The 25,777-nt window shown below is 45.8% G+C and carries 29 protein-coding genes and 1 pseudogene; 15 read left to right on the forward strand and 15 right to left on the reverse strand.

The features are described from left to right. Positions 1-41 precede the first annotated feature (41 nt). Positions 42-922 (reverse strand): annotated as a pseudogene (locus C5684_RS00735) (hypothetical protein); the annotation flags it as partial. A 142-nt stretch (positions 923-1,064) separates the two neighbouring features. Between C5684_RS00735 and C5684_RS00740 the strand changes: the two are divergent. Continuing rightward, positions 1,065-1,343 carry a hypothetical protein gene (locus tag C5684_RS00740; protein ID WP_006016668.1) on the forward strand — a complete coding sequence of 93 codons (279 nt, stop codon included), beginning with the start codon at positions 1,065-1,067 and terminating at the stop codon, positions 1,341-1,343. A 597-nt stretch (positions 1,344-1,940) separates the two neighbouring features. Here the strand turns inward: C5684_RS00740 and C5684_RS00745 are convergent. Genes C5684_RS00745 through modA form a run of 3 tightly spaced genes read right to left on the reverse strand, consistent with a single transcriptional unit; the run spans position 1,941 to position 4,225 of the window. Beyond that, on the reverse strand, positions 1,941-2,780 hold the full coding sequence (locus C5684_RS00745) for an outer membrane beta-barrel protein (RefSeq protein ID WP_233708607.1): 840 nt from the start codon (positions 2,778-2,780) through the stop codon (positions 1,941-1,943). Positions 2,781-2,821: 41 nt separating this feature from the next. Further along, positions 2,822-3,499: a molybdate ABC transporter permease subunit gene (gene modB, locus C5684_RS00750; protein WP_104639102.1), complete on the reverse strand. Its 678-nt coding sequence runs from the start codon at positions 3,497-3,499 to the stop codon at positions 2,822-2,824. Then, positions 3,500-4,225, reverse strand: coding sequence for a molybdate ABC transporter substrate-binding protein (gene modA, locus C5684_RS00755; RefSeq protein ID WP_104639103.1), 726 nt, complete (start codon positions 4,223-4,225; stop codon positions 3,500-3,502). Between the two features lie 81 nt (positions 4,226-4,306). On the opposite strand from modA, the gene C5684_RS00760 reads away from it, so the two are divergent. Further along, complete coding sequence (locus C5684_RS00760) at positions 4,307-5,338, forward strand: bifunctional 3,4-dihydroxy-2-butanone 4-phosphate synthase/GTP cyclohydrolase II (RefSeq protein WP_104639104.1); 1,032 nt, start codon at positions 4,307-4,309, stop codon at positions 5,336-5,338. A 3-nt stretch (positions 5,339-5,341) separates the two neighbouring features. On the opposite strand, the gene C5684_RS00765 is transcribed toward C5684_RS00760, so the two are convergent. From C5684_RS00765 to C5684_RS00785, 5 genes are all read right to left on the reverse strand, one after another. Further along, positions 5,342-6,034, reverse strand: coding sequence for a tetratricopeptide repeat protein (locus C5684_RS00765; RefSeq protein ID WP_104639105.1), 693 nt, complete (start codon positions 6,032-6,034; stop codon positions 5,342-5,344). Positions 6,035-6,059: 25 nt separating this feature from the next. Further along, positions 6,060-6,758, reverse strand: coding sequence for a carboxy-S-adenosyl-L-methionine synthase CmoA (gene cmoA / locus C5684_RS00770; protein WP_104639106.1), 699 nt, complete (start codon positions 6,756-6,758; stop codon positions 6,060-6,062). Continuing rightward, positions 6,755-7,531, reverse strand: a complete 777-nt coding sequence (locus C5684_RS00775) for a thiazole synthase (RefSeq protein ID WP_104639107.1) — start codon at positions 7,529-7,531, stop codon at positions 6,755-6,757. Before C5684_RS00775 ends, cmoA begins: the two co-directional genes overlap by 4 nt. Next, on the reverse strand, positions 7,531-8,172 hold the full coding sequence (sodB, locus tag C5684_RS00780) for a superoxide dismutase [Fe] (protein WP_104639108.1): 642 nt from the start codon (positions 8,170-8,172) through the stop codon (positions 7,531-7,533). Before sodB ends, C5684_RS00775 begins: the two co-directional genes overlap by 1 nt. 77 nt (positions 8,173-8,249) lie before the next feature. After that, positions 8,250-8,852 carry an outer membrane protein gene (locus C5684_RS00785; RefSeq protein WP_233708608.1) on the reverse strand — a complete coding sequence of 201 codons (603 nt, stop codon included), beginning with the start codon at positions 8,850-8,852 and terminating at the stop codon, positions 8,250-8,252. Positions 8,853-8,970: 118 nt separating this feature from the next. Between C5684_RS00785 and C5684_RS00790 the strand changes: the two genes are divergently transcribed. The 11 genes from C5684_RS00790 to C5684_RS00830 all read left to right on the forward strand — a co-directional run bounded on the left by C5684_RS00790 (position 8,971) and on the right by C5684_RS00830 (position 14,804). Then, positions 8,971-9,507 carry a 50S ribosomal protein L25/general stress protein Ctc gene (locus tag C5684_RS00790; protein ID WP_104639109.1) on the forward strand — a complete coding sequence of 179 codons (537 nt, stop codon included), beginning with the start codon at positions 8,971-8,973 and terminating at the stop codon, positions 9,505-9,507. Then, entirely contained in the window at positions 9,504-10,067 is a 564-nt protein-coding gene (pth, locus tag C5684_RS00795; protein WP_199764453.1) for an aminoacyl-tRNA hydrolase, read from the forward strand. The genes C5684_RS00790 and pth overlap by 4 nt, the downstream gene beginning before the upstream one ends. After that, positions 10,064-11,131 (forward strand): LptF/LptG family permease, encoded by a 1,068-nt coding sequence (locus tag C5684_RS00800; RefSeq protein ID WP_013890536.1) that lies wholly within the window; start codon positions 10,064-10,066, stop codon positions 11,129-11,131. The genes pth and C5684_RS00800 overlap by 4 nt, the downstream gene beginning before the upstream one ends. A gap of 99 nt (positions 11,132-11,230) precedes the next feature. Further along, positions 11,231-11,644: a carbonic anhydrase family protein gene (locus tag C5684_RS00805; RefSeq protein ID WP_104639111.1), complete on the forward strand. Its 414-nt coding sequence runs from the start codon at positions 11,231-11,233 to the stop codon at positions 11,642-11,644. A 1-nt stretch (position 11,645) separates the two neighbouring features. After that, positions 11,646-11,942, forward strand: coding sequence for a YkgJ family cysteine cluster protein (locus C5684_RS00810; protein WP_104639112.1), 297 nt, complete (start codon positions 11,646-11,648; stop codon positions 11,940-11,942). Between the two features lie 13 nt (positions 11,943-11,955). Next, entirely contained in the window at positions 11,956-12,108 is a 153-nt protein-coding gene (locus tag C5684_RS09075) for a hypothetical protein (protein WP_158529414.1), read from the forward strand. Between the two features lie 155 nt (positions 12,109-12,263). Beyond that, positions 12,264-12,392, forward strand: coding sequence for a hypothetical protein (locus C5684_RS09645; RefSeq protein WP_267891335.1), 129 nt, complete (start codon positions 12,264-12,266; stop codon positions 12,390-12,392). Further along, the gene (locus tag C5684_RS00815) at positions 12,389-13,690 is read left to right on the forward strand and encodes an ATP-binding protein (protein ID WP_104639113.1); all 1,302 of its coding nucleotides are present in this window, start codon (positions 12,389-12,391) and stop codon (positions 13,688-13,690) included. Before C5684_RS09645 ends, C5684_RS00815 begins: the two co-directional genes overlap by 4 nt. Next, complete coding sequence (locus tag C5684_RS00820; protein WP_104639114.1) at positions 13,680-14,093, forward strand: hypothetical protein; 414 nt, start codon at positions 13,680-13,682, stop codon at positions 14,091-14,093. Before C5684_RS00815 ends, C5684_RS00820 begins: the two co-directional genes overlap by 11 nt. Positions 14,094-14,103: 10 nt before the next feature. Next, complete coding sequence (locus tag C5684_RS00825; protein WP_104639115.1) at positions 14,104-14,439, forward strand: hypothetical protein; 336 nt, start codon at positions 14,104-14,106, stop codon at positions 14,437-14,439. An 8-nt stretch (positions 14,440-14,447) separates the two neighbouring features. Beyond that, positions 14,448-14,804 (forward strand): hypothetical protein, encoded by a 357-nt coding sequence (locus C5684_RS00830; RefSeq protein WP_104639116.1) that lies wholly within the window; start codon positions 14,448-14,450, stop codon positions 14,802-14,804. 26 nt (positions 14,805-14,830) lie between these two features. Here the strand turns inward: C5684_RS00830 and hypE are convergent, their stop codons facing one another. Genes hypE through C5684_RS00845 form a run of 3 tightly spaced genes read right to left on the reverse strand, consistent with a single transcriptional unit; the run spans position 14,831 to position 19,059 of the window. Continuing rightward, positions 14,831-15,832, reverse strand: a complete 1,002-nt coding sequence (gene hypE, locus C5684_RS00835; protein ID WP_104639117.1) for a hydrogenase expression/formation protein HypE — start codon at positions 15,830-15,832, stop codon at positions 14,831-14,833. After that, positions 15,822-18,080: a carbamoyltransferase HypF gene (hypF, locus tag C5684_RS00840; protein WP_104639118.1), complete on the reverse strand. Its 2,259-nt coding sequence runs from the start codon at positions 18,078-18,080 to the stop codon at positions 15,822-15,824. Before hypF ends, hypE begins: the two co-directional genes overlap by 11 nt. After that, entirely contained in the window at positions 18,058-19,059 is a 1,002-nt protein-coding gene (locus C5684_RS00845; RefSeq protein WP_104639119.1) for an agmatine deiminase family protein, read from the reverse strand. Before C5684_RS00845 ends, hypF begins: the two co-directional genes overlap by 23 nt. A gap of 48 nt (positions 19,060-19,107) precedes the next feature. Here C5684_RS00845 and tsaD point away from each other — a divergent pair, with 48 nt between their 5' ends. Together tsaD and C5684_RS00855 are read left to right on the forward strand one after the other, a co-directional pair. Then, positions 19,108-20,145 carry a tRNA (adenosine(37)-N6)-threonylcarbamoyltransferase complex transferase subunit TsaD gene (gene tsaD, locus C5684_RS00850; RefSeq protein ID WP_104639120.1) on the forward strand — a complete coding sequence of 346 codons (1,038 nt, stop codon included), beginning with the start codon at positions 19,108-19,110 and terminating at the stop codon, positions 20,143-20,145. 44 nt (positions 20,146-20,189) lie between these two features. Further along, the gene (locus C5684_RS00855; protein ID WP_104629195.1) at positions 20,190-21,785 is read left to right on the forward strand and encodes a methyl-accepting chemotaxis protein; all 1,596 of its coding nucleotides are present in this window, start codon (positions 20,190-20,192) and stop codon (positions 21,783-21,785) included. A gap of 97 nt (positions 21,786-21,882) precedes the next feature. Here the strand turns inward: C5684_RS00855 and C5684_RS00860 are convergent, their stop codons facing one another. From C5684_RS00860 to feoB, 3 genes are all read right to left on the reverse strand, one after another. Continuing rightward, the gene (locus tag C5684_RS00860) at positions 21,883-22,887 is read right to left on the reverse strand and encodes a formamidase (RefSeq protein WP_013890551.1); all 1,005 of its coding nucleotides are present in this window, start codon (positions 22,885-22,887) and stop codon (positions 21,883-21,885) included. Positions 22,888-23,004: 117 nt separating this feature from the next. Next, on the reverse strand, positions 23,005-23,505 hold the full coding sequence (locus C5684_RS00865; RefSeq protein ID WP_104639121.1) for a ferritin: 501 nt from the start codon (positions 23,503-23,505) through the stop codon (positions 23,005-23,007). Between the two features lie 105 nt (positions 23,506-23,610). Beyond that, a complete protein-coding gene (gene feoB / locus C5684_RS00870) occupies positions 23,611-25,725 on the reverse strand; it encodes a ferrous iron transport protein B (protein WP_104639122.1) in 2,115 nt (704 codons plus the stop codon). Positions 25,726-25,777: the final 52 nt, after the last annotated feature.

The following is a 25,777-nucleotide window of genomic DNA, read 5'->3' on the forward strand; positions in this document are numbered from 1 at the left end:
CCCCCTTGGGGGGTTCTCCTAAGGTGGTTGTTAAATTTAACTTATATCCTCCATGTCCTCTTAGGCGTGCCTCTGTAGGGGGGGGTTTGTGTAGGGGGGTTTAATATCGGGGTGGTTAATGCAAGAGGCTAGGGCATCGATGCAGTCATCTTGTTTGTAAGGCCTGTCGGGATTGAAGCTAAAGAGTTCTTTTTTAAGCTGTTTGAGGTTTTGGCAGGCATGCGAAAAGAGCAAAGAAGCCCGTGTTATAAAAGGGGCGGATGGCTTTGATTTTGCTAATCTTGCTGACTTTACGGCTGGGCGTGTAGCAAATGATGTTCTCGGCTAGGGGCTGTTTGTATTGCTCTTTGGCTCTTTGGTTGTGCTGGGCTAGAGCGACCAATAAAAGCCGGTGCAAGACTAAACCTCCGCCTTCACTCTCAATGTAGGTCTTAGCCTCTGGGTAGCTCTGTTTAGCCTGCAAAATGTAATTAATGGTCTGCTCCTCGCTCCAAACACCGCAATAGACATCTAAAACGACATAACGGGCGTTTTCTTGGTAATTTTCCACCCCCACAACCACAATGGCGCGGTTATCTGCACTCTCTTTAAGGCTCAAGGCGTTATCCACAAAGATAAAGGTGTTAAACTGCCCCAGCTCGTGCTTGAAAATCTGTTTGAAATAAGCGGGCTCAAAATAACCGCCACTGCTAGCTAGAGGCTCTTGTTGGTATTGCGCACTAAATTCGTCATTGCCCATTTGCAGCCGCATATCCTCTAATTGCTGGGCATTGTGGCGGGCTTGAAAAAGCGGCGTGTTAGGGGGGCGTGTGTAGCTAAAATCTTTGATAGAGTAGTTTTCCTCTTGTGCATTGAGGGCTTTAAGTTTAATCACCTTCCAGCTAGCGATCTGTGCGGGCTCAAATTCTCTTTCGCTCAACAAAGTGCGGTAACTCTGTGTGTGTCCCCTTAATTAGCGCGCTAGCTAGGCGTTTAGTTGGTTTGCTCAATGCCCAATGTGCCTAAATTAAGAGATGCCCGCCCTAAAAGGGAGCTAAACACCTTAAACCCCCTTCAAGCTGGAGATGGCACGCCTCATTATTGGGCGCGCTAGCCCCTTGTATTCCTACCAAATGCAATGGCAAGAAAATTTAGCCCAAACTGGGCAGGCTTTGATCAATATCTATAACGAGCGTATTAAAATCGCCCTGCATTCTTGCTTGCAATTAAGATTAATCGTGTTAGTGCGCGCACTAGACTTAAAAGATTTTGTCTTGTTTGAAGAAGAGATTAAGCCCCTTGAAAATACCTACACTCTCTTAGAACAAATGGGTTTTAAAAGTTCATGGGTGCGCATTCTTTAAGCTAAAATCGCAATTTGAGAGGAAGTTTAAGTAAATGTGTGGCACAATGGTATCAGTGGTCGCCCCCGCCCATAGGGCGAGGGTTGGTTTTAATATAGCGGTTGTGCTAGAACCGCTAAAACCACTATCACCACGAAGATGATCTTCATACCGGGCTCCTTTCTAGGTCTAGGAGCACCACCCACTATGACTCCTAATCCTTAAAGACCTTTTCAAGTCCAATACTCCAAATTAGCACATCAAAAGGGTAGCCCGATACTGCACACGCATTTTAGCATGTTTTTTAAAATGCTAAAGCATTTTGCAATGCTACGCCTCGCTCCATTAACGCTACGCGTTTAACCCTTGAAAGCCATCCTGGGCAAGCTAGAATGGGCGTTATTTGCAAGAAGAGATGATAATTGACACCCGTAGAATTAGCCCAGTTGCAAGCCTAGGAAGATGATTTGATCGCCCCCGTGGGGAGCAGATGAGGAGGAGAGATTACAAGAGGGTTTTTATGTGTGCGTGTGGCTCAAATTGTGGGTAAGCCCATACCAAGCCCAACACAGGAGGGCACTACAACATGCTTACGCATGCAACATCTCCTAGTTTAGATCAAAAATGATAAAAATAATTGACAAAGAGGCTCATGGTGCGTTGCAGAGTGATTACCCCATACCCACCCTTGTCATAATTGCCCCACTTATTGTGATCGTTCTCTTTGTAAAAGGTCAGAGGGATAAAAAAGACACGCCCGCCCATTTCAAAACTTTGGTGCTTGGTGAGATTAGCCCTAAGCCCGATTTGGATACCCGCCTGCACGCCCGTGATCTTAAACTCCGCGCTATTGCCCCTTGAATTGATAATGCCCGCCATGTGTTCCCAAACTTCATTGGCACTCACGCAAGCACGCGGTTTGAAAGGGATTTGGGTTTGGCAAGTTTTGTCGCTGGCATAGGATTTGCCCAGTAGCCAAGTGCTCCCACCCACAAACCCCCCGACAAATATGCCAAAGCTATGGGTATTTTTGTGGTAAAAATCAATCAAAATATCTAACCCCGCCCCGTAGAAAAAGCTAGCCATTGGCTGGGTGGCATTCTGTTTGGCTAAAATATTATCTACATTATCCACATCGCGCCCATAGGTCAAGTAGGCGTAATTACCCCCCTGTGCGCTGGCACGCACATAGCCACGGAAACCCAAAATGCTAGGCTTTTTCAAAAAATACTGGTAACCCACTTGCAAACTCCCTCCAAACAGAGACCCCGAATGCCGTTCTTGGACTTCTGGGAAGGAAAAACCCGGCGTTTCCTTCCCACCGATTTTAAAATTATAGTGCCGCACAAAAGGAGAATAGACAAACCCTCCGCCCATGTAAAATCCATTTTTTTCGGCTAACAACATGCCCCCAAAAAACACCCCCGCCAAAACCCCCACTATGAACATGGCAAACATCAAACCCCCTAAAAACTAAAATCCCCCCATGTTAGCATGTTTTAGATCAAGCCAAAGACACGCTTTTTCTGCCATAAGATTGTGAGGAATAAGAGGGTAAAACTCAGCACACTGAGGATCAAGGCGTATTGGTTGGCAAGTTCTTGATTGTTAGCCTCTGATTCAATGAAAATAGCGATGCTAGCCACTCGGGTTTGCCCCTCAATATCCCCCCCGATCATCATCACCACGCCAAATTCCCCGATAGTGTGCGTAAAGGTCGTGGTGAGGGCGAGCAATAAAGAGGGTTTGATATTGGGCAAGAGCACCCTAAAGAAAGTATAAAGCCGCCCCTTGCCTAAGGTGTAACTAGCCTCTTTGAGCGAGGGGGGCAGGCTGGCTAGGGCGTGCTTGATGGGATTAACCATAAAAGGCAAGGAAAAGATCACACTTGCCACCACTAGCCCCTCAAAGGTGAAAACCAACTTCAAATGCAAGTTTTTTTGCAACCACGCACCCAAAGGGCTTGTGGGCGCAAATAAGATCAAAAGATAAAAGCCTAGCACCGTGGGGGGCAAGACTAAGGGCATCCAAGTCAAGGTTTCTATAAAAGTTTTAAACAACCCCCCTTTATGCGCCAAATACGCCCCTAGGGCTAGCCCGATGGGCAATAAAATTAAAGTGGTGAGGGTGGCGAGTAATAGCGTGAGGTAGAGTGTGGAAAAAAAGGCATGATCCAATTAGAGACCCTCTGTTAAATACCCATAGGCTTTTAAAATCTTTTTGCCCTCCGGACCTAAAATAAAAGCTTCAAACTCTTTGGCTAGCTTGTTATGCCCGCCCTGATTGGTGAGCACCATGGCTTGCTTGATGGGCGTGTAAAGATGGGGGGGGACAATCAAGTAATGTTGCGTGTTTTTCAAATCCATTAAAGAGAGTGCGCTAAAGCCCAAATCTGCCCCCTTGCTGGCGGCATACTGGTTAGCCTGAGAGATGGAATTGGCTTGCACGATTTTACTTTTAAGCTGTTGATCTAAACCTAGCTTTTCTAACACTTCCATGCTAGCTTTGCCATAGGGAGCTAGATTAGGGTTGGCAATGGAGAGGTGGTTAAACGATCCTTTGAGTATATCTAGCGATTCAACCTTGCGTGTGGCACTCCAAAGCACCAAAACACCCTTAGCATAGACCTTCACCTCATAGGGCGTGTATTTCTCCTCTTTGAGTTTGAGGGGGCGTTCTTGATCGGCAGAGATGAAAAGATCAAAGGGCGCGCCCTGTGTGATTTGGGTATAAAGCTTGCCACTAGAACCAAAACTAAGCTTGATCTGGGCCTTAGGGTGATCGAGTAAAAATCTTGTGCGGATAGCCTTGAGAGCCATTGTCAAATTAGCCGCACTGGCCACTTGGACGGGCTGGGCTTGTGCCACCAAAAAACACAATAAGAAAAGCCAAAAAACACGCATAAAACCCCTTTTATTGGTATTATAAGCTCCAAAGTTAAACAAGCCACTTTGTGTTAAAATGCCCCTTTTTCAAGGATAAAGATGGATAATTTAGAGAGAATGGAACAAGCCTTATTGGCGATCAAAAATGGCGAGCTCATTATTTTAATGGACGATGAGGATCGCGAAAATGAGGGGGATTTGGTCATGGCGGGCATTTTTAGCACGCCTGATAAGATCAATTTTATGGCAAAACACGCCAGAGGGCTTATTTGCGTGTCGCTCACCCAAGAGATCGCCAACAAATTTGATCTCAAGCCCATGGTGAGTCATAACGATTCCAAGCATGAAACCGCTTTCACGGTCTCCATTGATGCCAAAGTGGCTAAAACCGGTATTTCTGCCTATGAACGATCTTTAACCATTGAGCTTTTATGCAAAGAACACACCAGCGCGCAGGATTTTGTGCGCCCCGGGCACATTTTCCCCTTGATTGCCAAAGATGAGGGGGTTTTAGTGAGGACCGGACACACAGAGGCGAGCGTGGATTTGTGTAAATTAGCTGGTCTCAAGCCTATTAGCGTGATTTGTGAGATCATGAAAGAAGATGGCTCGATGGCAAAACGGGGGGATAAGTTTTTGCTTGATTTTGCCAAAACACATGGATTAAAAACCCTCTATGTCTCTGATATTGTGAGTTACCGCTTGCAGAGCGAAAATCTCTTAAAAATCCTAAGCCAAGAGCCCACCCAGTTTTTAGGGCATGCTTGCACGCATTTTGTCTTTGAAGATCATTTGCACCGCAAGCATTATGCCTACCAATTTATGGGCGATTTGACAAGACCTCTTGTGCGTTTCCACATCATCAAAAGCGATTATGAATTGCTAAGTCAGGGCGATCAATACCGCTTTTTGATGGATGCCTTGCAAAAATTGAGTGCTGAGGGTGGGTTTTTGATCTTTATTGATCCACAAGCCAAGACCTACGACACGCTGAAAAACTTTGGGATCGGGGCGTTGATTTTAAAAAGCTTGGGGGTGAAAAGCTTTAGATTACTCACCAGCCAAGACAACCCCGAACACACCGCTTTAAGGGGCTTTGATCTGCAGATGTTGGAAGCCATCCACCCTTAAGGCTTAGTTCTTGTGCTTTAGCTCCTTTAGGAGCCAACAAGAAGTGTCAAAACCCATATTGCAAGCCTTTTGGTAGTATTGGCGCGCTTTTTCTTTGTTAGGCTTGACACCTTTGCCATGTGCATACATAATCCCCAAATTAGTGTAAGCTGCAGAATTTCCCATATTTGCTGCCTTTTGGTAATATTCTTTGGCTTTGGCATAATCTTTGGGGATGCCTTCATCACCCTCATACATCAACCCCGCATCGACATAGCCTGCTGCATATCCCATGTCGCCTGCTTTTTTGAAGTATTGCAGGGCTTTTTTATTATCTGACTTCACAGCGCACCCGAATCTATCGCAATCGCCACCCACATTATACAGATAGCCTAGGTTAAAATAAGCCTCCGCGCTCCCCAAATCCCCTGCCTTTTTGTAATCGATCAACGCCTGCGCATAATCATAAAAACCACTATCATAGTCGCTATGCAGATCCCCCAACCCCATATAACCCTTAGTGCTCCCTAAATCCGCTGCTTTTTGAAAGTTTTCTAAAGCCTTGTCATAATTTTTGCGATGATAAGCCTTGTTGGCTATAGAGAGGTATTGTTTAATTTGTTGGGCTTTTGTTGGGTTGTCATGGGCAAAAAGACTTCCCACACAACACAGACTAATGAGGACTATTTTAAGGATGTTTTTAGCGGTGTGTGCCATATGTTTCTCCTTTTTTAGGATAAATCTAAACCTTACGGGCAATTAAGAGCCCAAAATTCACCCATTTAAAGAGCACTTCTACATGCTTAAAGCCGGCTTGCTCTAAAAGGGCGGTATTTTCTTGCAAACTATAGGGCACCAGCACATTTTCTAGGGCTTCTCTTTTAAAGCTGATCTCATTGAGGCTATAACCCTGTGCTTGTTTGTAAAGGTAGTAGAGTTCGACCATTTGCTTGTCTAAAATGCGATCCATGCTCATCATCTTTTCTGCCACCACCACGACCCCCCCGGGTTTTAGGGCATGGAAAATGCGCCCCATCAGGGCTTGGCGTTGCAGGGGGCGGATAAATTGCAAAGTGTAGAGCAAGACCACCGCCCCCGCGTTCTCTAAAGAGGTGTGTAAAAGGTCTTCACAACGCCAAGATATATTGGAGACTTGTAGTTTTTCTTGTGCCTTTTCTAGCATGCTGGGGGCGTTATCCACACCTACTAAAAGCGCATCGGGAGGCAAAAGGGGGGCTAGAGTGGCTAAAAAATTGCCCGTAGAACAGCCCAAATCATACACCACGCCCTCTAAATCTTGGGCGACAAAATGGCTGGTAAGTCTTAGGGTTTCGTGGTAGTAGGGGACACTCCGCTCCAGCATGTCATCAAACATGCCCGCTACTTGGCTGTCAAACTCAAAGCGTTTAGGCAAAGGGGTGTTAAAAAGGGTGTCCTTCACAACTGGGCTAAACCAAAGACGGGCGAGCTAGGACTAGCATAAGCTTTTTTAGGAATGCGTCCGGCTAAATAGCTTTTACGCCCAGCGATCACGGCAAATCTCATGCTCTCTGCCATCATCACCGGGTCTTGGGCGAGCGCGATGGCTGAGTTGGTTAAAACCCCATCTGCGCCTAGCTCCATTGCAATGCTCGCATCGGAGGCACAGCCCACACCCGCATCCACAATCACGGGCACGCTCACCGCCTCTTTAATAAAGCCAATGTTATAGCGGTTTTGAATCCCAAGTCCGCTCCCAATGGGGGAAGCTAAGGGCATCACCGCGCTCGCCCCTGCGTCTTCTAGCTTTTTAGCCATGATGGGATCATCATTGGTGTAAGCCAACACACAAAAGCCCTCTTTGGCTAAAACCTTGCACGCCTCTAGGGTTTCAGCCGTGTCGGGGTAAAGTGTTCGATCGTCCCCAATGATTTCTAACTTGATAAAGTCAATCCCTGTCGCCTCTTTGACAAGCCTGAAGAGGGCGATTGCCTCTTTTGCGGTGTGGCACCCTGCAGAGTTGGGTAAAAAGCTAATGCCCGTGTCCTTAAAGGTGTCTAGCAGATTTTCGCTATTAGGATCGGTGATATTCACCCGCCTAACCGCCACGGTGATCATTTCTGCTCCACTAGCTAAGGTGGCTTGCTTGGTGGTGGCAAAATCCTTATACTTGCCACTCCCCACAATCAGGCGGGAGGCAAAGGTTTTAGAGCCGATGATGAGGGGGTCTTGCATTAGGCTTTCTTATGCACGATTTGGTTGATGTAGTAATCCACAGAGCCTAGACCTTCTTTTTTAGCCCACTCTAAGCACTGGGAAACAAACGCCCAGTTGATGTGGTTGTAAAATTTATCCAAATAGACCGGGCGGGCATTTTTGTGATCGATGTAATAGGCATGTTCCCACACATCCACCACCAAGAGGGGGACTTTTTTATCGGTAACCGGGGTTTGGGCGTTGCTGGTTTGCACGATCTCGATCTTGTTGTTAGCGGGGTTGAAAACCGCCCAGTTCCAGCCCGAGCCAAAAAGCGTGGTCGCGCTTTTAATGAAAGCCTCTTTGAAGGCTTCTAAAGAGCCATAATCATGTTGCAAGGCACTTTTAAGCTCTTCGCTCATTTCTGTCGCCTTAGGGCTCAAGCAGTCCCAATAAAAGTCGTGGTTGTAAATTTGGGCGGCGTTGTTGAACATGCCCCCGCTGGATTTATTCAAAATGGTGAATAAACAGCTGTCTTTAAACTCGCTATCCTTGATGAGGTTGTTGAGGTTATTGACATAGGCTTGGTGGTGCTTGCCATGGTGGAAGTCAAAGGCAACAGGGCTTAAAAAATCCCCCATGCTATCTTTGCTGTAGGGTAGGTCTCTTAAAACAAACATGCGATCTCCTTGTTTTTAAAATTAGGGGGCTATTATAGTCATTTTAGTTATATTTTTGATAAACATAAACAATCTGACTAGAAATGCCATGCATGCGAGATAAAGAACACGACCCCCCGTTCAAAGGCACTTTTGGGCTCGGGGTTTAAAAAGATTTTCGCCCCGATCTCCACATCTAAAATGTGCCAAGTAACAATGGTGCGGAATTGCACCCCAAAAGTCCCAATCGCCCGAAAATAAGCCACTTTGGAAGAAGCCAAATCGCGGAAGGAATTCCAAGTATTGACAATGATATTTTTAGCCTTTTGGTTGAGCAACCAAGTATTAGCCCCTAATTGCAAGCCAAAGAAAAACGCCCAAGTGTTGATCGGATTTTTATTGTAAGCGACCATAAAATCCCCCCCCACCCCATAGGTGAATAAATTCACCTGCCGCCCAGCTGGGGGTTCTAGCAACACATTCCCATAATCTAAAAATACATAATAGCGCCCATAAGCCCAATCGTGTTTGGGATTGACTTCATACCCCCAAGTGATCGATGCCCCTTGCATAAACTGGGTGGTCCCCAAAGATTTTAAGTAAATAATGCCCGCTTGGTAAGAGGAGGACATGTAGCTTAGATTCTTAGCATAAATACAACAAGTGGCACACAATAAGTAACACCACCTTTTTAAACTCAAAACGACCCTTGTGATTTTTTTTACGCTAATTTAGCATAAATTGCCTAAAGCTTGGGTTTTTTGTTAAGCTAAAGCATGCTAGAATGCTAGCTTGATTAATTTTTTATAAGGATGAGCTATGTTAGAGGGCACACTTAGGGGAGAGCTTTTAAAATCCCAAAAAAAGGCGTTGCGCAAAGAGGGTTTTTTGATGGCAAATTTGTATGGCAAGGGGCTATCCAATGTCTATGCCACTTTCAAAACCAATGATTTTATCCGCTTTGTCAAAAACAAACCCAACCTAGATTTTGAGGTTAAGATCGCCGATCAAATCTACCATGTCGTGGTGCAGGCTTACCAAAAAGACCCCGTTACCAACGCCTTAGTCCATGTGGATTTGTTGGTCTTGCAAAAGGGCGTGAAAACCAAGTTCCATATCTCCGTGAAGGTGCATGGGATTCCTGTAGGGCTTAAAAACAAGGGTATTTTAATGATCTCTAAGGAACGGGTGCAAGTGGAATGTGTGCCCGAACACCTCTTTTCAAGTTTTGAGGTGGATGTGGCGCATTTAGATGTGGGCGATGCGATCTTGGTGCGCGATTTGAAAATCCCCACACAAGCCCATATCTTAGAAAACCCCAATAACGCCGTGGTAGGGGTGATCAAAGCCAAATAATGCTCATTGTTGGTCTTGGCAACCCCACACCCGCCTACGCCCACACCCGCCACAATGTCGGCTTTGACATTTTAGATTCACTCGCCCAGAGTTTGGGCATTTCTTTCATGCATGCAAGAAAATACCAAGCCGATTATGCCAAAGTGGGCACGCAGGGCTATTTGCTTAAGCCCATGACCTATATGAATTTATCCGGACAGGCTTTAGCTGCCTTTTTACGCTACCATGACACGCAGTCCGTTTTGATCGTGCATGATGATTTGGATTTGCCCTTAGGGGCGGTGCGCTTTAAGAGCAAGGGCGGGCATGGCGGGCATAATGGACTCAAATCCATCGAGCAACACTACCCCCACCCAGTTTATAAAATGAAAATTGGGATCGGGCGCAGCGTTTTTAAACATGACACCATCGCCTATGTCTTGCAACGCTTTAGCCCCGAACAAGAAGCTTTAAAAGAACAAATTTTCACCCACGCCCGCCAAGCACTTGAATTTTACCTCCAGCAAGGCGATTTTAATGCCATGCAAAATCGTTTCACCCTCAAACCCCAATCCCTATGAGACTTTGGGTCTTTGTAGGCTCCTATTACCTCAAATTCTGCCTGACCATTCTCATCGCCCTAGAATTTTTCTTTATTGGCATTGATAGCCTGCAGTATGCTGAGAAATTCCCCAGCGCGGCTAACCTCATCGTGTTGTTCTTTGTCTATGATGGGCTGTATGCGCTCAATTACACCCTCCCCATCTCGCTTTTGCTAGGGCTGGTGCTCTTTTACATCGCCTTTATCCGCTCCAACCAATACACCGCCCTTTTAGCCATTGGCTATTCTATCAAGCAGGTTCTAGCCCCCATGTTGGCGATCAATTTATTTTTTATCGTGGTGTTTATTGGGCTGAACGCCACCCCCTTTGTCTATATGCAAGAAAAAGCCGAATCCATCATTTACAAAGACAATGCTGCCAATATCTCTGAAAATCTCTTGGTGAAATACAATGATGACTATGTCTATTTTGAAAAAATCAACCCCCTCTTGCAAAACGCCCAAAATATCAAAATTTTCACCCTGCAAGAGGGGGTGTTACGCACCTTCGCACAAGCCTCTAGTGCGGTGTTTGAGGATCGCTACTGGGTCTTGCATGGGGTAACCCTCTCCACCCTGCCCTTCCCCCTCACTTTGGGGCAACAAGGCTTGCAGGTGCAAAAACTCCCCATCTTAAAAACCCTCAAGGGTTTCCGCCCCAAAGTCCTAGACACCATCTACCAAAACAAGCCCGCCGTCTCAATCACCGATGCGATCCGCTCCTTGCATGTGCTCTACCACCAACATGCAGACACCAAAAAGATTCGGGGGTTTTTATATGTTTCTATCCTCCTCCCCTTTTTTGTCCCCTTAACCGCCATTTTGATCGCCTACTACACCCCCAATTTAGCCCGCTATGAAAATTTAGCCCTTTTGAGTTTGAAATTTATCTTGCTCTCCTTGATCCTTTGGGGGCTTTTCTTTGCTTTAGGCAAATTTAGCATCTCAGGCATGTTCTTGCCCGAAGTGGGGATTTTAATGCCCTTCCTCACACTTTTAGGCATCGCCCTTTACCACTACAACAAACTCAACACCCGTTTATAACACAACCCTTTAAGCCCAAAAATGCACGCGCGCCCTTGACAGGGGGGGGGGGGGGTGATATAATAACGCCAAATTTAACTAAACTAATAAGGAGTGTTGATGTTCTTAGGTGCATTGGATTTAGAGGAAAAAAAGGCATTTTTGCAAATTGCCCACCATTTTGCTTGGAGTAATGATGATTTTTCAGACGCACAAAAGGGCGTGATCGCCACTTATTGCCTAGAAATGCAGATTGAGGACATTACTTACAATGCCGACAAGTTCGATCTAGCGACCACTTTAAAGACTTTTAAACAAAAAGAACACCAAAAAATCGTGTTGCTAGAAACTATGGCACTCGCAATGGCAGATCGCTTAACCCACTTAGAAGCTTTGCATGAGGGGGAAAAAGAAGTATTAGACACCATGGTTAAAACCTTTGGGCTAGAACCTAACCTTGCCACTATTTACGCCGATTGGACAAAAGCCATGTTGGTGCTCACCGATCAAGGCAAGAATTTAATCAAGCTCTAACATGGGTTTTGCTTGCACCACTTGTGGGGCGTGTTGCCGCAATATCAAGGGGGTTAAAGAGCTCGCCCCCTTTGATTTGGGTAATGGGGTGTGTCGCCACTTGGATCAACAAACCCAGCGGTGCTTGATCTATGAGAATCGCCCCCAAATTTGCAGGGTAGATACCATGTATGAAAAGGTGTTTTACAAACACTACAGCCTAGAGGAATTTTACGCCCTCAATCTCAAAGCTTGCCAGATGTTACAGGAAAAAGAGGGTGTGGAAGAAACTTTGAGAATCAAAAACTTTGAAAATTAAATAAGGAGAACAAATGCCATTACCATTTATTGTAGGCGGATTATTAGGACTAGGAGCGAATAAAAGTAATGATGATGCAAAAATGAGAAAAATCATCGAGGATAAAGTTAAAAAGGGTGATCACATACACGTAACGACGGGTCTGTATAACAAGGGGAACAAATGAATGATAAGGAGAGAGAATGCCACTACCATTAATTATAGGAGGACTAGCGTTGGCGGCGGTTGCTGGGGTTGTCATCATCAGCATTAGGGAGTTTTTCAATCGTGTCGAACAAGCCAAAAAAAAATAAGAGGGCTACTGGAGCGAAGATCAAATCTTTGAAAGAGAGGGGAGAGTATGTAGAGTCTGATGTTGGCTTATTGCGCGACGGGCATGAGATAGCTAGCGAAACTTATCAGATTAATAAGGAGGAGGCTAAACAACTCAGAGAGGGTATGACTCTGTGAAAACAAAAGTGATCTTTATCCAAAACGACTGGCTCAAACAAGCTAATCCAAAACGGCTAGAGGCTTTTAGTGCAGAAGTCAAAGAAATTTTAGAAAAACCGGATTATGACTTTAGCGGTGTGCAAGAAGTGGCTTTAGTGGGGGTGTTTGATCCAAAAGGGACACATAGAATCCAAGCAAAGACCAATCAATACCAACCCACACAAGAAGAAGATGTGGGCATTTCTTTGCTCATCTCTAAACTGAACCACCCCATTAACGAGGCACTGACTGAGGGCAAATTTTTAGGCATTGGGGTACATTTTTATTTAGCGATCAATTGTACCCAAGTCTTGATAAAACATTTAAATAAGCAAGCGCAGGATAAAAAAGCCATCAAGCAAGAGCAAGAAAACGCCCCGAGTTTGAACCTACGGGTGGAAGACCCCCGCTACAGCCTAGAAAAGATCGAGCTAGACAAGAAAACCAAAAAGGGGGTTTTAGAGGTCATCACTTTGGTGCAAAAGCAAGATTTGATTTATGAGGAGTGGGGTTTTAAAGAGGTCGATGGGATCGCTAAAACCATTATCAATTTTCATGGCAAACCGGGCACGGGCAAGACCATGAGTGCGCATATTATCGCCAAAGAATTAGGCAAGCAGATTATCCATGGCAATTACGCCGACATCGAGTCTAAATTCGTGGGGGATGCGCCTAAAAATCTAGTCGCCGCCTTTGATTTGGCACAAAAGAGTGGGGCGATTTTGTTCTTTGATGAAGCCGATAGCTTTTTGGGCAAACGCATTTCTAATGTTACCCAAAGTGCCGATCAGGCGGTCAATTCTTTGCGTAGCGAGCTTTTAAAGCTTTTGGAGGAACGCCCCGTCATTGTGATTTTTGCGACCAATTTACTCGAAAATTACGATAAGGCGTTTCATAGCCGAATCTTACGCTCCATCAGTTTTGAATTGCCCAATGACAAACAAAGGCAAGCAATTATCTTAAAGCATATCCCTACTGCCCTTTATGAAAAGGGCATGGCGCAATTTTCTCAAGAGGAGCTAGGGGTTTTAAGCAAAATCGCTAAGGGCTTTTCTGGCAGAGAGATTAAAAACGCGATTTTAAATGGCTTGATTAGCGCGGCAAAAGAGGAGGTTTTGCCTAACTTTACCTACTTCAAAAAGGCGTTCAAAACCGCCAAAAAGGAATTTGAAAAAACCCATAAGGAGGAGAACAGAAAAGAGAGCTTAAGTCAGCGGATCAAAAGTAACTTGAAAAAAGGCAAATTCAAAACAATGAGGAGAAAAGATGACAAATAATGGCAAAAACACCGGCGAACTCGTTGAGGAAATCAAGAAAGCACTCGTGAAGTTGATGAAAGAAATGGGCTATAGCCTAGCGAATGTCAAAGAGGCTTTTAAGCAAATTAGCTTAGATACCTTGTTACAAGCGTGGAATTACACAGAGGTCAATCAAGACAAATACAGCTTTAAAGAATTACTCAATTGGGTTAAACAGCACTTGAAGCCAAATTTTCACAGCGGAGCGAGTATCACCAAAGAGGAAAAGGCTGGCGTGATTATTCTTAGCTGTTGCTTTATGGATAAAAACAATGTGCCCATGACAAGCCCCAAAGATCCCTTTTTACGGGTGATCACTAAAGAATTCGATGAGGATCTAAAAAAGAACTTTGGCGATCAAGACACGATCGTATTGCGTTAGGGGATTTGAGATGATTGATAATTTCATTGAGAATGTTTCGGACTTCTTTAAGAGTGTATGGGCTTGGGTCGAACGCATTTATGAGCGCATTTTAAATTTTTTCAAAAACATCGTTGCTTGGTTTCAAGACCCAAAACGGGCACAACTCATACAAAAAGAAAAGGATTTAATCGCTGTTTCTATCAAAGAAAACATGGCTAGTGGAAATGTTAGGGTGATCAATTGCCTTTTCAACACAGATACAGAACAAGTTGAAGGGGAGGAAGCATTGGGTATTGAGAGTGAAGAGCTAGATGCCGAAACGAAAAAGCATTTTAGTGGCAAAGACATGATTGTCTTAAAATAAGGGGAAACATGCCAACTTATTTAATTGTGTTGCTTGTTGTGGCGGTGTTGGCGGGGGTGTTTTTATTCGCGTTACGCAAAAAAAGCCCTGTAGTCATCGAACAAGATACTTTGAGCATGAAAGAGGTGATTGCCTTTTTTAAAGAGGGGGAAGTGATGCAGAGTTTAAAAGCCAACAACAACATGGTGGCTGTGGCGATACAAGAAAGACAAAGCGATGGGCGTTTAAAAATCACGCTCACCCCCTATGATAAGCAACAAAACACCATCGCCCCCAATGCGCTCATGAAAATTTACTTGGTCAAACGCCTAGATGAAGATTTGGCAAAGAATTTTGGGGATAAGGACATGCTCATTTTGCAATAGGCCTTTGTGGTGATTAGCGCACCCCTTTAGCAAATTCTAGGCAATAGTTCGCCCTCAGGCATTTCTAAATAACGCCTAGAACCCCAAGCGTTTTTTAAATACACACAAGGTTTTTGGGTCTTGCCCAACACTCTGCCTATGATCGCAGGCGTGCCTCCATGGGCTTGGAGCAAATCGCATATTTTGGGCGCATCGGGTGTATTGACACACAACACACACACCCCCTCATTTGCCAAAACATAGGGTTCTAGCCCCAAAATCTCACACACCCCCCGCACCTCTTCTAAGATCGGGATTTGGGTCTCCTCAATCTCAATTTCCACTAAAGAGGTGCGCGCCCACTCATGGAGCAAGGCTGCTAGTCCGCCCCTCGTGGCATCACGCAAGGCATAGAGAGGATACCCACTTGAGAAAACAGGTTCTAACAAGCCAAAGAGTTGTTGGCAATCACTTTGCAATGCAGAGTGCAACCCAATCTCATGGCGTAAGGAAAAAAGCAATGCCCCGTGGGCACCAATGGGCGCACTCAAAATTAAACTCTGCCCCTCTTGGAGATTTTTAGCGCTCAAAGCAGGGTAGAGCACACGCCCTAAGGCGGTGGTGTTGATAAAAATCTTGTCCATGCTATTTTTGGGTAAAACTTTTGTGTCCAAAGATAAAAGCTTGAGTTTGCCTAGCTTTAATTGCGCGCGCACAGACTCTAAAATACGCTCCAAAGTGGCTATGGGCAAGCCTTCCTCTAGCATAAAGCCCATGCTCAAATACTCCGGTCTAGCCCCCATCACCGCAACATCATTGGCGCTCCCACACACACTCAGCTTACCAATATCCCCCCCGGCAAAAAAAAGCGGATCGACCACAAAGCTATCCGTACTCATTGCCAAATCCCCACTCCCCCTAAACACCCCGCCATCCTCCCCATCAGCCACTAAAAACTCTTGCAAATAGGGCTTAAACACCCCTTCAATGAGTTCTAAACTCTCCTTACCCCCATTCCCACAACTCAATGTAACTTGTTTAAAATCCATGTTGGCTCCTTTGTTGGTTGGCTAAAAAATGCACCTGCCCAAAAGCCAATGCCCCATCATTGCAAGAGAGGAGTTTGGGCATGAAAAACACCCGATGGGCAAAAAGAGCCCTGATGTGCTCGCATAAAAGGCGGTTGGCAAAGACTCCGCCCCCAAAGAGCATGGGCAGATTGTGCTGTTGGGCTAGAGAGAGGGCGATGTGGGCTAGGGTATTGTGGAATTTTCTAGCCACTAGGGGGGCTTGGTTGTTTAAAATCTCTTGTTGGATCGCTTCGAGCATGGGTGTGCCAATGATGGGGCGATCTTGCAGGCTAAAGGGGTAAAAATCCAAATTCTCTATTGTGCTTGCCAAACTCTCTAATTGTGCCGCACTTTGCCCCTCATAGGTGTTAAACTCCCCCACCCCACAAAAGCCCGCTATGGCATCAAAAAGCCGCCCTATAGAGGTGGTTGGGGACACTTGGATTTTTTGATCCAGCATGCGTTTGAGGGCATGGGCACGCGCGCCCAAAGGCTTTTCAAGGCGTGTTAAAAGCCCGCTTAAGCTATGTTGGTGGGCTAGACAATAACCGATGGTGCAGGCATCTTGGATCAAGTTGGGGGCTTGTGGAATCCAAAAGCGTTGCAAGGACAATAAATGTTTGACTTGCCAAAAGCCCTTGAAATGGGCTTTAAAAACCTCGCCCCCCCAAAGTTCTTGATGATCCCCCAACCCGCTCCCATCGCACACCAAGCCCAAAACTTCCATGCCCTCTAAAGGGGGGTGTTCTAGCTCCCATTCGCCCAACAACGCATGCATGTGCGCTCTGTGGTGCTGGATGGGCGTGCATGTTGCCCCACACTCTAGAGCTTTTTCTTGCCCGATTTGGCTAGAGGTGTATCTAGGGTGCTTGTCAATGCCGATGTTTTGTGGCACGCCATAGAGTTGGCTATAAAAATCCCAATTTTGGTGGTAATTTTGCACACCCGCCACGCTCTCTAGCGCGCCCATCTCTGGGATCACCAAACTAGATTCCTGACTCCAGCACAAACTGGCTTTATTGTGCGCACCCATGCCCACAAGGGGCGTGGGGCTTTTTAGGGGGATGTATAGGGGGGAGAGCCCTCTAGCCAGACGCATAACGCCCATTTGCTCGCCCACACAGCGTAAAATGCTATCTTCAATCCCATGCACAATGGGGCGGTTGTGATCTAAAATGCCCTCTAGGTCAAATTTAGCGCGCAGGGTTTCTAACTCTGTGATGATGGGCTCGCCCTTTAAATTGGCACTGGTGAAAATGAGGGCTTCAAAGGGTTGTAAAAGCAAGTGGTGCAGGGCACTATAGGGGAGGATAATCCCCAGAGTATTGAGATTGGGGGCTACATGGTCATAACAAGGGCTTTTTTTACGGGCGAGCACAATGGGGGCACTAGGGGCTTTAAGGGCTTCTAATTCTAGGGGGTTTAAATGCACCAAAGTGTGTGCCACTGCTGTATTTTTCACCATCAAGGCTAAGGGCTTTTTAGGGCGGCACTTCAAGGCACGCACCTTTTGCACCGCTTGTTTATTTTGTGCATGGCATATTAGGGCAAAGCCACCAATGCCTTTCAAAGCGATCACTTGACCTTGTTGGATAGCTTGGATCGCACGCTCTAGGGGTTGGTCTGTGTGTTTGCCCTCTTGATCGTAAAAACTAAGCGTGATGGGGCAATGCGGGCATGAGAGGCTTTGGGCAAAAAAGCGGCGGCTCTGGGGGTTGTGGTAATCTTTTTGGCAAGCAGGGCACATCACCCAATCGCGCATGGAGGTGTGGGCGCGATCGTAGGGCAGGGTGTGCAAGAGACTAAATCTAGGGCCACAATGCGCGCATGCCACAAAGGGGTAGTTAAAAAAGCGACTCTTGGGGTTAGCCAAATCTTGCAAGCACAGCTCACAAGTGGCTAAATCTAGGGGCAGGGTGTCTTTTAGGCTCAATGAGGGGGTTAGGCTGGGGGCGATTTTAAAATCTTGCGTGTGGATGGGGGGGGTGTCGTGGCACTCTATGGTGTTAATCTGTGCTTGTGGGGGTTTGTGGGTATCTAGTTTAGCCAAAAATAAGGTTTTTAATTCTGCTTGTAAGAGCACCTCCACCTGCCCGCCTCTATTGCGCACAAACCCGCACGCCCCCAATTCTTTAGCCAACTGATAGACAAAGGGCCTAAAGCCCACCCCCTGCACCTGCCCGCTGATGATGATTTGGATAAACTTAGTAGAGTTGCATGGTGGCACAATGCAAACTCCCATTTTCGCGGATGAGCACCGAACAATCCACGCCCACAACCTCTAAACCTGTGTGTTGTTGTAAGATTTTAAGCACGGGGGCATCCATCGGATCGCTATAGGTGGGGGCAAACAAAACCTTTTGCCCGCCTTTATTGGCAAATAAAAAATTCGCATAGGTGGCTGGTAGCCGTCTTCCTTGGTAGTATTTGGGGTAGGGTAGGGGCAAGGGCACGAGGTTATAACGCTTGCCCTTTAAAGTTCTAAAACTCTTTAATTGTTTTTCCATCTCTTTTAAGGGCTGGTAGTGGGAGTCATGGGGGTCGTTGCAGGTTACATAGGCGATTGTATTGGGGTTTAAAAAACGCGCTAGGGTGTCAATATGCCCATCGGTGTCATCGCCCTCTAAGGGGCTCACATCCAACCATAAAATGCGCTCTACTCCCAGCTCTTGCTTGAGAATCGCGTTGAGCTGGCTTTGATCCTTGTTGGGGTTGCGCTCTGGATTGAGCAAGCAAGAGGTGGTGGTGAGCAAAGTCCCCTCCCCATCGCTCTCCACACTCCCCCCCTCTAGCACCAAATCCACAAATCTTAAGGGGTGTTTTAAAAGCCCTTTTTGGGCTAGTTTGGAGCTAATGGCATTATCTAGGTGGGCGCTGTGCTTCCCCCCCCAAGCATTGAAGATAAAATCCAAATAAAGCATCACCTTATTAGTTTCCACACACAGGGGACCAAAGTCGCGCGTCCAAGTGTCGTTGCACTCCACCAAGACAATTTGCACTTGGTTAAAGCGTGCGAGGCGATCTTGGGTGGCTGAATCCTCAGGGGACACGCACACCAAAACATTTTGATAATGGCTAATGGTTTCAATGATGTCGTAAAAACACTTTTGTGCATCTTCTAAACACCCAACCCAATCGCTAGCGGCATGGGGGAATGCCATTAAAATCGCACTCTGTTCCTCCCACTCGGCTTTAAATCTCTTCATAGAAACCCTTATAGTATAATCATTTTATTATACCCTAATGGAGGCTGGATGCTTTTAAGTATTGAGAGTAGTTGCGATGATAGTTCGTTGGCTTTGACCAATTTAGAGGCTAAGTTACTTTGGCATGCCAAGATGTCCCAAGAGGCTGATCACAGCCCTTATGGGGGTGTGGTTCCCGAGCTGGCCTCACGCTTGCATGCTAAAAACCTCCCCGATCTCTTAAAACAAGCCCAAGATTTTTTGCAACTACAAGGGCATTCTTTAAGCGCTCTAAAAGCCATTGGCGTAACCACACGCCCCGGCCTGAGTATCACGCTCTTAGAGGGTTTAATGATGGCTAAGGCGTTGTCTTTAAGCCTTAAAATCCCGCTAATCTCCATCGATCACCTCAAGGGGCATATTTATTCACTCTTCATCAACCAACAAGCACTCTTCCCTATCAGCACCTTGCTAATCTCTGGAGGGCACACGCTCATTATCGAGAGTTTTAGCCACACCCACATGCAAATTGTCGCCCAAAGTTTAGATGATAGTTTGGGGGAGAGTTTTGATAAAGTGGCTAAGATGTTGGGCTTGGGCTATCCGGGCGGGCCAGTGGTGGAGAGATACGCCCAAGAATGCCCCCCGGGGTTAGAATTAGACTTCCCCCTGCCCTTAAAAACCTCCAAAGCCCTAGCCTTTAGCTTTTCAGGCTTAAAAAATGCTGTCCGTCTGGCTATTTTAAGCGAGCAAGAAAAAACGCCCAAGCTTGCAGAGGAATTTAAAGCCCGGGTGTGTGCGGGGTTTCAAAAAGTTGCATGCGCGCATTTGCTCAAGGTGTTAAAGCATTACTTCCAAAAACAACGAATCCAAAATTTTGGGCTGGTGGGGGGGGCTAGTGCCAATTGCTATCTTAGAGAGAAAATCCAAGCACTCTGTGGGCAATTTGGCATGGCATTGCATCTAGCACCCTTAGAGTTTTGCACGGACAATGCTGCCATGATCGGGCGTTTGGCTGTGCAGAGTTACCAAATGCAGGAATTTAGCCCCTTAGAGGGTTTAGACATTGCCACGCAAACCACCTTGCCCGTTGTTTGTTTGTCTTAAAATTTATTATTTTGGTAAAATGCTAAAAACGATAGGAGATTGCTGTGTTTAGGAGTTTGCAGGTTAGGGCTTCGTTTTATCTGATTATTTTGTTATCCCTCTTTGCTCTCTTGGTTTTCACCCTCATCCAAAGAGATTATGCCAATTTGGCGGAATTGCAAGGGCGCACGGTGGCTAAGAGTTTGAATGCCTCCATTATCAACACCATTGTGCAAGCCATTGCTGTGGGGACTAAGGAGGCGATTTATAAAGCCATTGATGATAGCAACCACTTGTCCGGTGTGCAAATGAAATTTTACCCCGGAGAGGGGGACATCCGCCTTTTTGGACTCAACCAGACTTTCACACAAAACCCGGAGATTTTGCAATATTTTAACGATCCCAAAACGCCCCAACAAGTGCTTGTGCGTGGGAAGGGAGCTGATAGGCATGTGATCGTGTGGCAACCCTTAGTGGGCGATGAATCTTGCGTGGCTTGCCACACCAATAATAAGCCCGGGGACATGATCGGGGTGATGGAGGTCAAACTTTCTTTACAAGAGGCTTATAAAAACGCCAGCTTTTTTAGCGTAAAAACTTTGAGCTGGATGGTGGGCGTGTCTTTGGGGATCATCATCTTATTATTGTTAGTGGTGCAAAAAGATGTCATTAGACCCCTAAATAAACTTAAAGACACCGCTAAAGACTTGGTCTCCTCCCAAGAGGCGGATTTGACCAAGCGTTTGAATTATAATAGCAAAGATGAAATTGGCTTGGCTACAGGCTTTGTCGATCAATTCTTGGGTAAAATCGCCGACATTATCAAGGTTGGGAAGGGCATTGTGGAGGATAATAACCGCGTAGGGGGTGCGCTCAAGGATTCGACCAAAGCCCTAGGGCAAGTCGCCCAAAAAGAATTGGCATCGGTGGAGAATCTCAAGGACATCAACCACCAAGTGGGCGAGAGTTTGGAATTAGCCCAAAATAACTTGCATAGCACAATTGATAATTTGGATAAAACAGATGTTGTACTCAACGAATTCATCACTAAAATCCAAAATTCGGTGGATCTGATTTTAGTCTCCGTGCAAAGCCAACAAGAGATCGCCACTGATTCAATCTCCTTAGTCCAGCATGCCACAGAGATTAAAAATGTGCTCTCCATCATTGAGGAGATCGCTAACCAAACTAACTTACTCGCCCTCAATGCCGCCATTGAAGCCGCACGCGCAGGCGAACACGGGCGGGGCTTTGCGGTGGTGGCTGATGAGGTGCGTAATCTAGCAGGCAAGACCCAAAAGTCTTTGGGTGAGATCACCGCCATGGTGAATATGGTAACCCAGAGCATTGAGAGCATGGGGGATCGCATCCAAAATGTCGCCACGCAATCTCAAGAGGTCTCCGATAAAACCTCCCTTCTCATTGGCGATGCCAAGAATGCCAAGGATAATTTGACTTTGACTAAAGAAAAATCCCAAAACACCGTGGATCAAAATAAAGTGGTGTTGGCTAAAATGGAAGAGCTCAACCAAGTGATCAATGAATTCACCAATATCTTTGCGGAAGTGAGGAATGTGCGTAAAGGACTTGAGGAGCACAGCTTGCAAATTGTTACCAAAAACCAAGAGCTAGAAGGGGAGTTTAGGAAGTTCAAGGTCTAGGTTGATTGAGGCTGATTGCTAACCCACCCAAAGTGGGCGGGTTTAAAAAATTGGAGGGGGAGCTAGGACCTTTAGCAGGTCCTTAGAAAATCAGAAGTTACTTACCAAAACGCCCGCCGGTAGTAGGATAGCCATAGATAGAGCCATCTTTGATTTTCATGTGATCTTCCCAAGGCAATTTGTATTTGCCTGCAGCCAAATCTTTAATGTAGGTCAAGCCTGCATCGGATTCGCCGCCCGGTTTAGCTACATAACCGCGGTGTCCGAGATTGTAGATATTGTTTTCCAAGCCCCAGCTTAGGCGGGCATTGTCTGCCATTTTGGGGTAAATCTCGCCGGTTACAATTTCCCATGGGTTGCGATGCCCTTGCACTAAAGTGGTGCCATCAAAGTTACAGATTTGCCCTTCCCCAAAGTAGTAAAAGACATTGTCATATCCAGCCAAATTCACGCTCACGGTGTACATGAGGTTGTGCCATGCGTTGGAGCGGTTGGTTAAAATCCATTGATCGTTAACTTGTGTGCTATAACCGGAGATGCGGATATAGACATTGCACCCTTTATAGGCAGCCTCTCTAGCCAGCTCGGGGATCATACCATCATGGCAGATACACACGGCTAGTTTTGAGCCACCCGGACCATCGCACACAGGCATACCCAAATCTCCGGGATACCAAGGTTCAATGGGATTCCAAGGGAAGAGTTTGCGGTATTTTAAAATGATCTCACCCTGTGGGTTGATGATAATAGCGGTGTTGTAGGGGTTTTTGTTGGCATCTGGATTGCGCTCCATAATGGAGAACACCCCATAAACTTTGGCTTCTTTACACGCCTTGGCATACATTTCGGTTTCTTTGCCCGGAACATCGAGCAAAAATTCCTCACTCAGCCATTTTGCGGTGTTGAGCCCTTGTGTGCTGTATTCGGGGAAAATGATGAGTTCCACACCCGGATAGCCCGCTTTCGTGGCATGCAAAGTGCGGATAATGCTCTCAATGTTATGGTCAATGTCCTTACGGCTATTGACAACGGGGACGGGGAATTGAATCGCAGCGACTAAAAAACCCTCAATGGGCTTACCCATACTACCAATGCTTCCCATAAAAAACTCCTTGTAATATTTTTATCGCAATATTGTTATTGCAAAAAGATATTAGGACAGGAGCACAAACACAAGGTAAATCAAAAACAAGTGCCCCCAAAGGGGCTTTAGTGGGGGTTATTTTTTGTCTTTGGCAAGACTTTTGATGTATTGATCGGCTAGATACAAACCATGCCCGCTTTCACCCATCAACTGGACTTTATCCAAGATGTTTTTAAACAACACTTCTTCTTCGTGCTGTTCGGCAACATACCATTGCAAGAAGTTAAAGGTGGCATAATCTTTGTCTTTCAACATGTTATCCACCAAGTTATTAATGGAATGGGTGATGTGTTGTTCGTGCTTGTAAGCCTTTTCAAAGATTTCCACCAAGCTTTTAAACTCGTGCTCGGGGGCTTTGATTTCTTTCAAATGCACGCCCACTTCATTTTCATTGAGGTAGGTGATGATCTTGGTGGCATGCGCATACTCATCGCTGGCATGGTCAAACAAGAACAGACCGGCTCCATCAAAACCATGGGTGTAGCACCATGAACTCATGCTGATGTAGAGATTACCAGAGTAAAACTCCTCCATCACTTGTGCATTCAGCAATTTGATTGTTTCCTTAGGCAACATAAAAAACTCCTTTGTTTGAATTTGTCCCATTATTATAGCATAAATGAGAAAACAAAGTCAAGCTTTTTGGAGTTACTTTTCCTAAAAATTGTGATATTTTAATAATCACAAGAAGACTCCTAAAACAAATTGGGTCAGATAATAGGCGATAAGCGAAAAACAATAGGCAACCGCTGTTGTGAAGACAAACAAGTAAAACACGAATTTAGCCCCGCCCGCCTCCTTGCCAAAGGTGATTGTGGCAGCAAAGCAAGGGATATAAAACATCACAAAGACAATGAAGGCGATCGCTGAGGGCGTGCTCACGCTCTCTTTGAGGGCTTTTTTGAATAAGATGGAGTTTTCTCCCTGATTGTTTAAAGAGTGCAACACCCCCAAAGTGGAGACCACCACTTCCTTAGCCATAAAGCCCGTTACCAACGAGATCGAGAGCTTCCAATCAAAATCCATGGGCTTAAAAATCCCATCTATCAAAGTCCCCAAACGCCCCACTAGGCTATTTTCTAGTGTGCTTTTTTGCAAATTCTCCTCAAGGGTTGCTAAGGCTAGGGCTTTTTGGGATTCTGCTAGGTTGCTCTTTTCAATCTTGGCGTGTTGTTCTTGGTAAGTTTGCAGGGCTTGGGGGTTTTGGGGGTATTGGGAGGCAAACCAGATGAGCACCGCCCCGCCTAAAATATAAGTGCCCGCCTTTTTCAAATAAGAGATCGATTTGGTGTAAATGCTAAACCAAACCACCTTCACACTGGGCATGCGGTATTTAGGCATCTCCATCACAAAGGATTCTTCTTTGCCCCTAAAGACACTTAGCTTTAAGAGTTTAGCCATCAATAACGCCACCACAGCCCCTAAAATGTAAATGCCAAAGAGCACAAAGCCGGCGTATTTATCGGGGAAAAACGCCCCCACAAAGAGCACATAAATAGGTAGCCGTGCGCTGCAACTCATAAAACCAATCACAAAGAGCGTGATTAATCTTTCATGTTGGTTTTGCAGGGTGCGGGTTGCCATGTAGGCAGGCACAGAACAGCCAAAGCCCGTAACAAGGGGGATAAAACTTTTGCCATGCAAACCAAATTTATGGAAAATGCCATCTAATAAAAAGGCTACGCGACTCATATACCCGGTCGCCTCTAAGAGCGAAATACCCAAGTATAAAACCACAATCAAGGGCAAAAAGGAGATCACAGCCCCCACACCCCCAATGATCCCATCGCCTAAAAGCGAACCCAAACTGCTATCATTGGCACTTTCTTTAATGGTTGTGCCTAAAAATGCAAAGGCATCATCCACATAGGTTTGCAACCCCCCACCCACCAAGAAGCTTAAGGAAAACACCAAAAACATTAGGGCTAGGAAAATGGGTAAGCCATAGATAGGGTGCATCAAATATTTGTCAATTTTTTGGGTGCTTTGGGTGGTCTGTGTTTCTTTAAAAGAGACCACTTGCTGGCTTAGGCGTTTGCAAAAGCCCAAAGCCTCTTGGCTTAAAATAAGAGGAATAGCATTTTCTCCAAAAGAGGCACTCAACTCTGTTTTGGCTTCTTGGCAATATTGGAACGCCTCTTGTTGGGGGGGCTGTAAGCTCCCTTGTAATAAAAGCCACGCATGTTGTCTGGGGTTTAAAAGGGAGTGGTGCAGGTGCTCCAAACTCTCTAGCTTTTTGGCTAGGGCATCTAGGGCACTCTCAAACTTAGGGCTATAGGTGATTTTAGGGGGGCTGTAGGTTTGGTGGTGTGTGGCGATGATGTGCTCTAAGAGTTTTTGGATATTAAAGTAAGAGTGTGCGGAGGTGGGGATGCAGGGTGTGTTGAGGGCTTGAGATAAGTGTTCTAGATCAATTTCTAAACCCTCTTTGAGCGCCTCATCCCACATGTTGAGCGCCATTAAAACCTTATGCCCCGTGTTTAAAAGCTGGAGACTCAACGCCAAATTGCGTTCTAAATTGGTGCAATCCAACACATTTAAGATCAAATCGTAGTGTTCGTTTTCTAAAAAATGGCGGGTAACCTTCTCCTCAATGGTAAAATCATTCAGGGCATAAATGCCGGGCAAATCCACAATGACAATGGGGGTGTCGCCATAAAAAGTGTGGATTTCTGTTTTTTCCACCGTAACACCTGCAAAATTGCCCACTTTTAAATGCGCCCCGCTAATAGCGTTGATCAGCGAGCTTTTACCCACATTGGGCTGTCCGACTAAGGCAACAACAATTTTATCCATTTTATCCCTCTAAAAATTGCTCTTATTATTAAAATATGGCTTATTATACCCA

It is taken from the genome of Helicobacter bizzozeronii (genome assembly GCF_900196775.1).
Taxonomy (GTDB): Bacteria; Campylobacterota; Campylobacteria; order Campylobacterales; family Helicobacteraceae; genus Helicobacter; species Helicobacter bizzozeronii.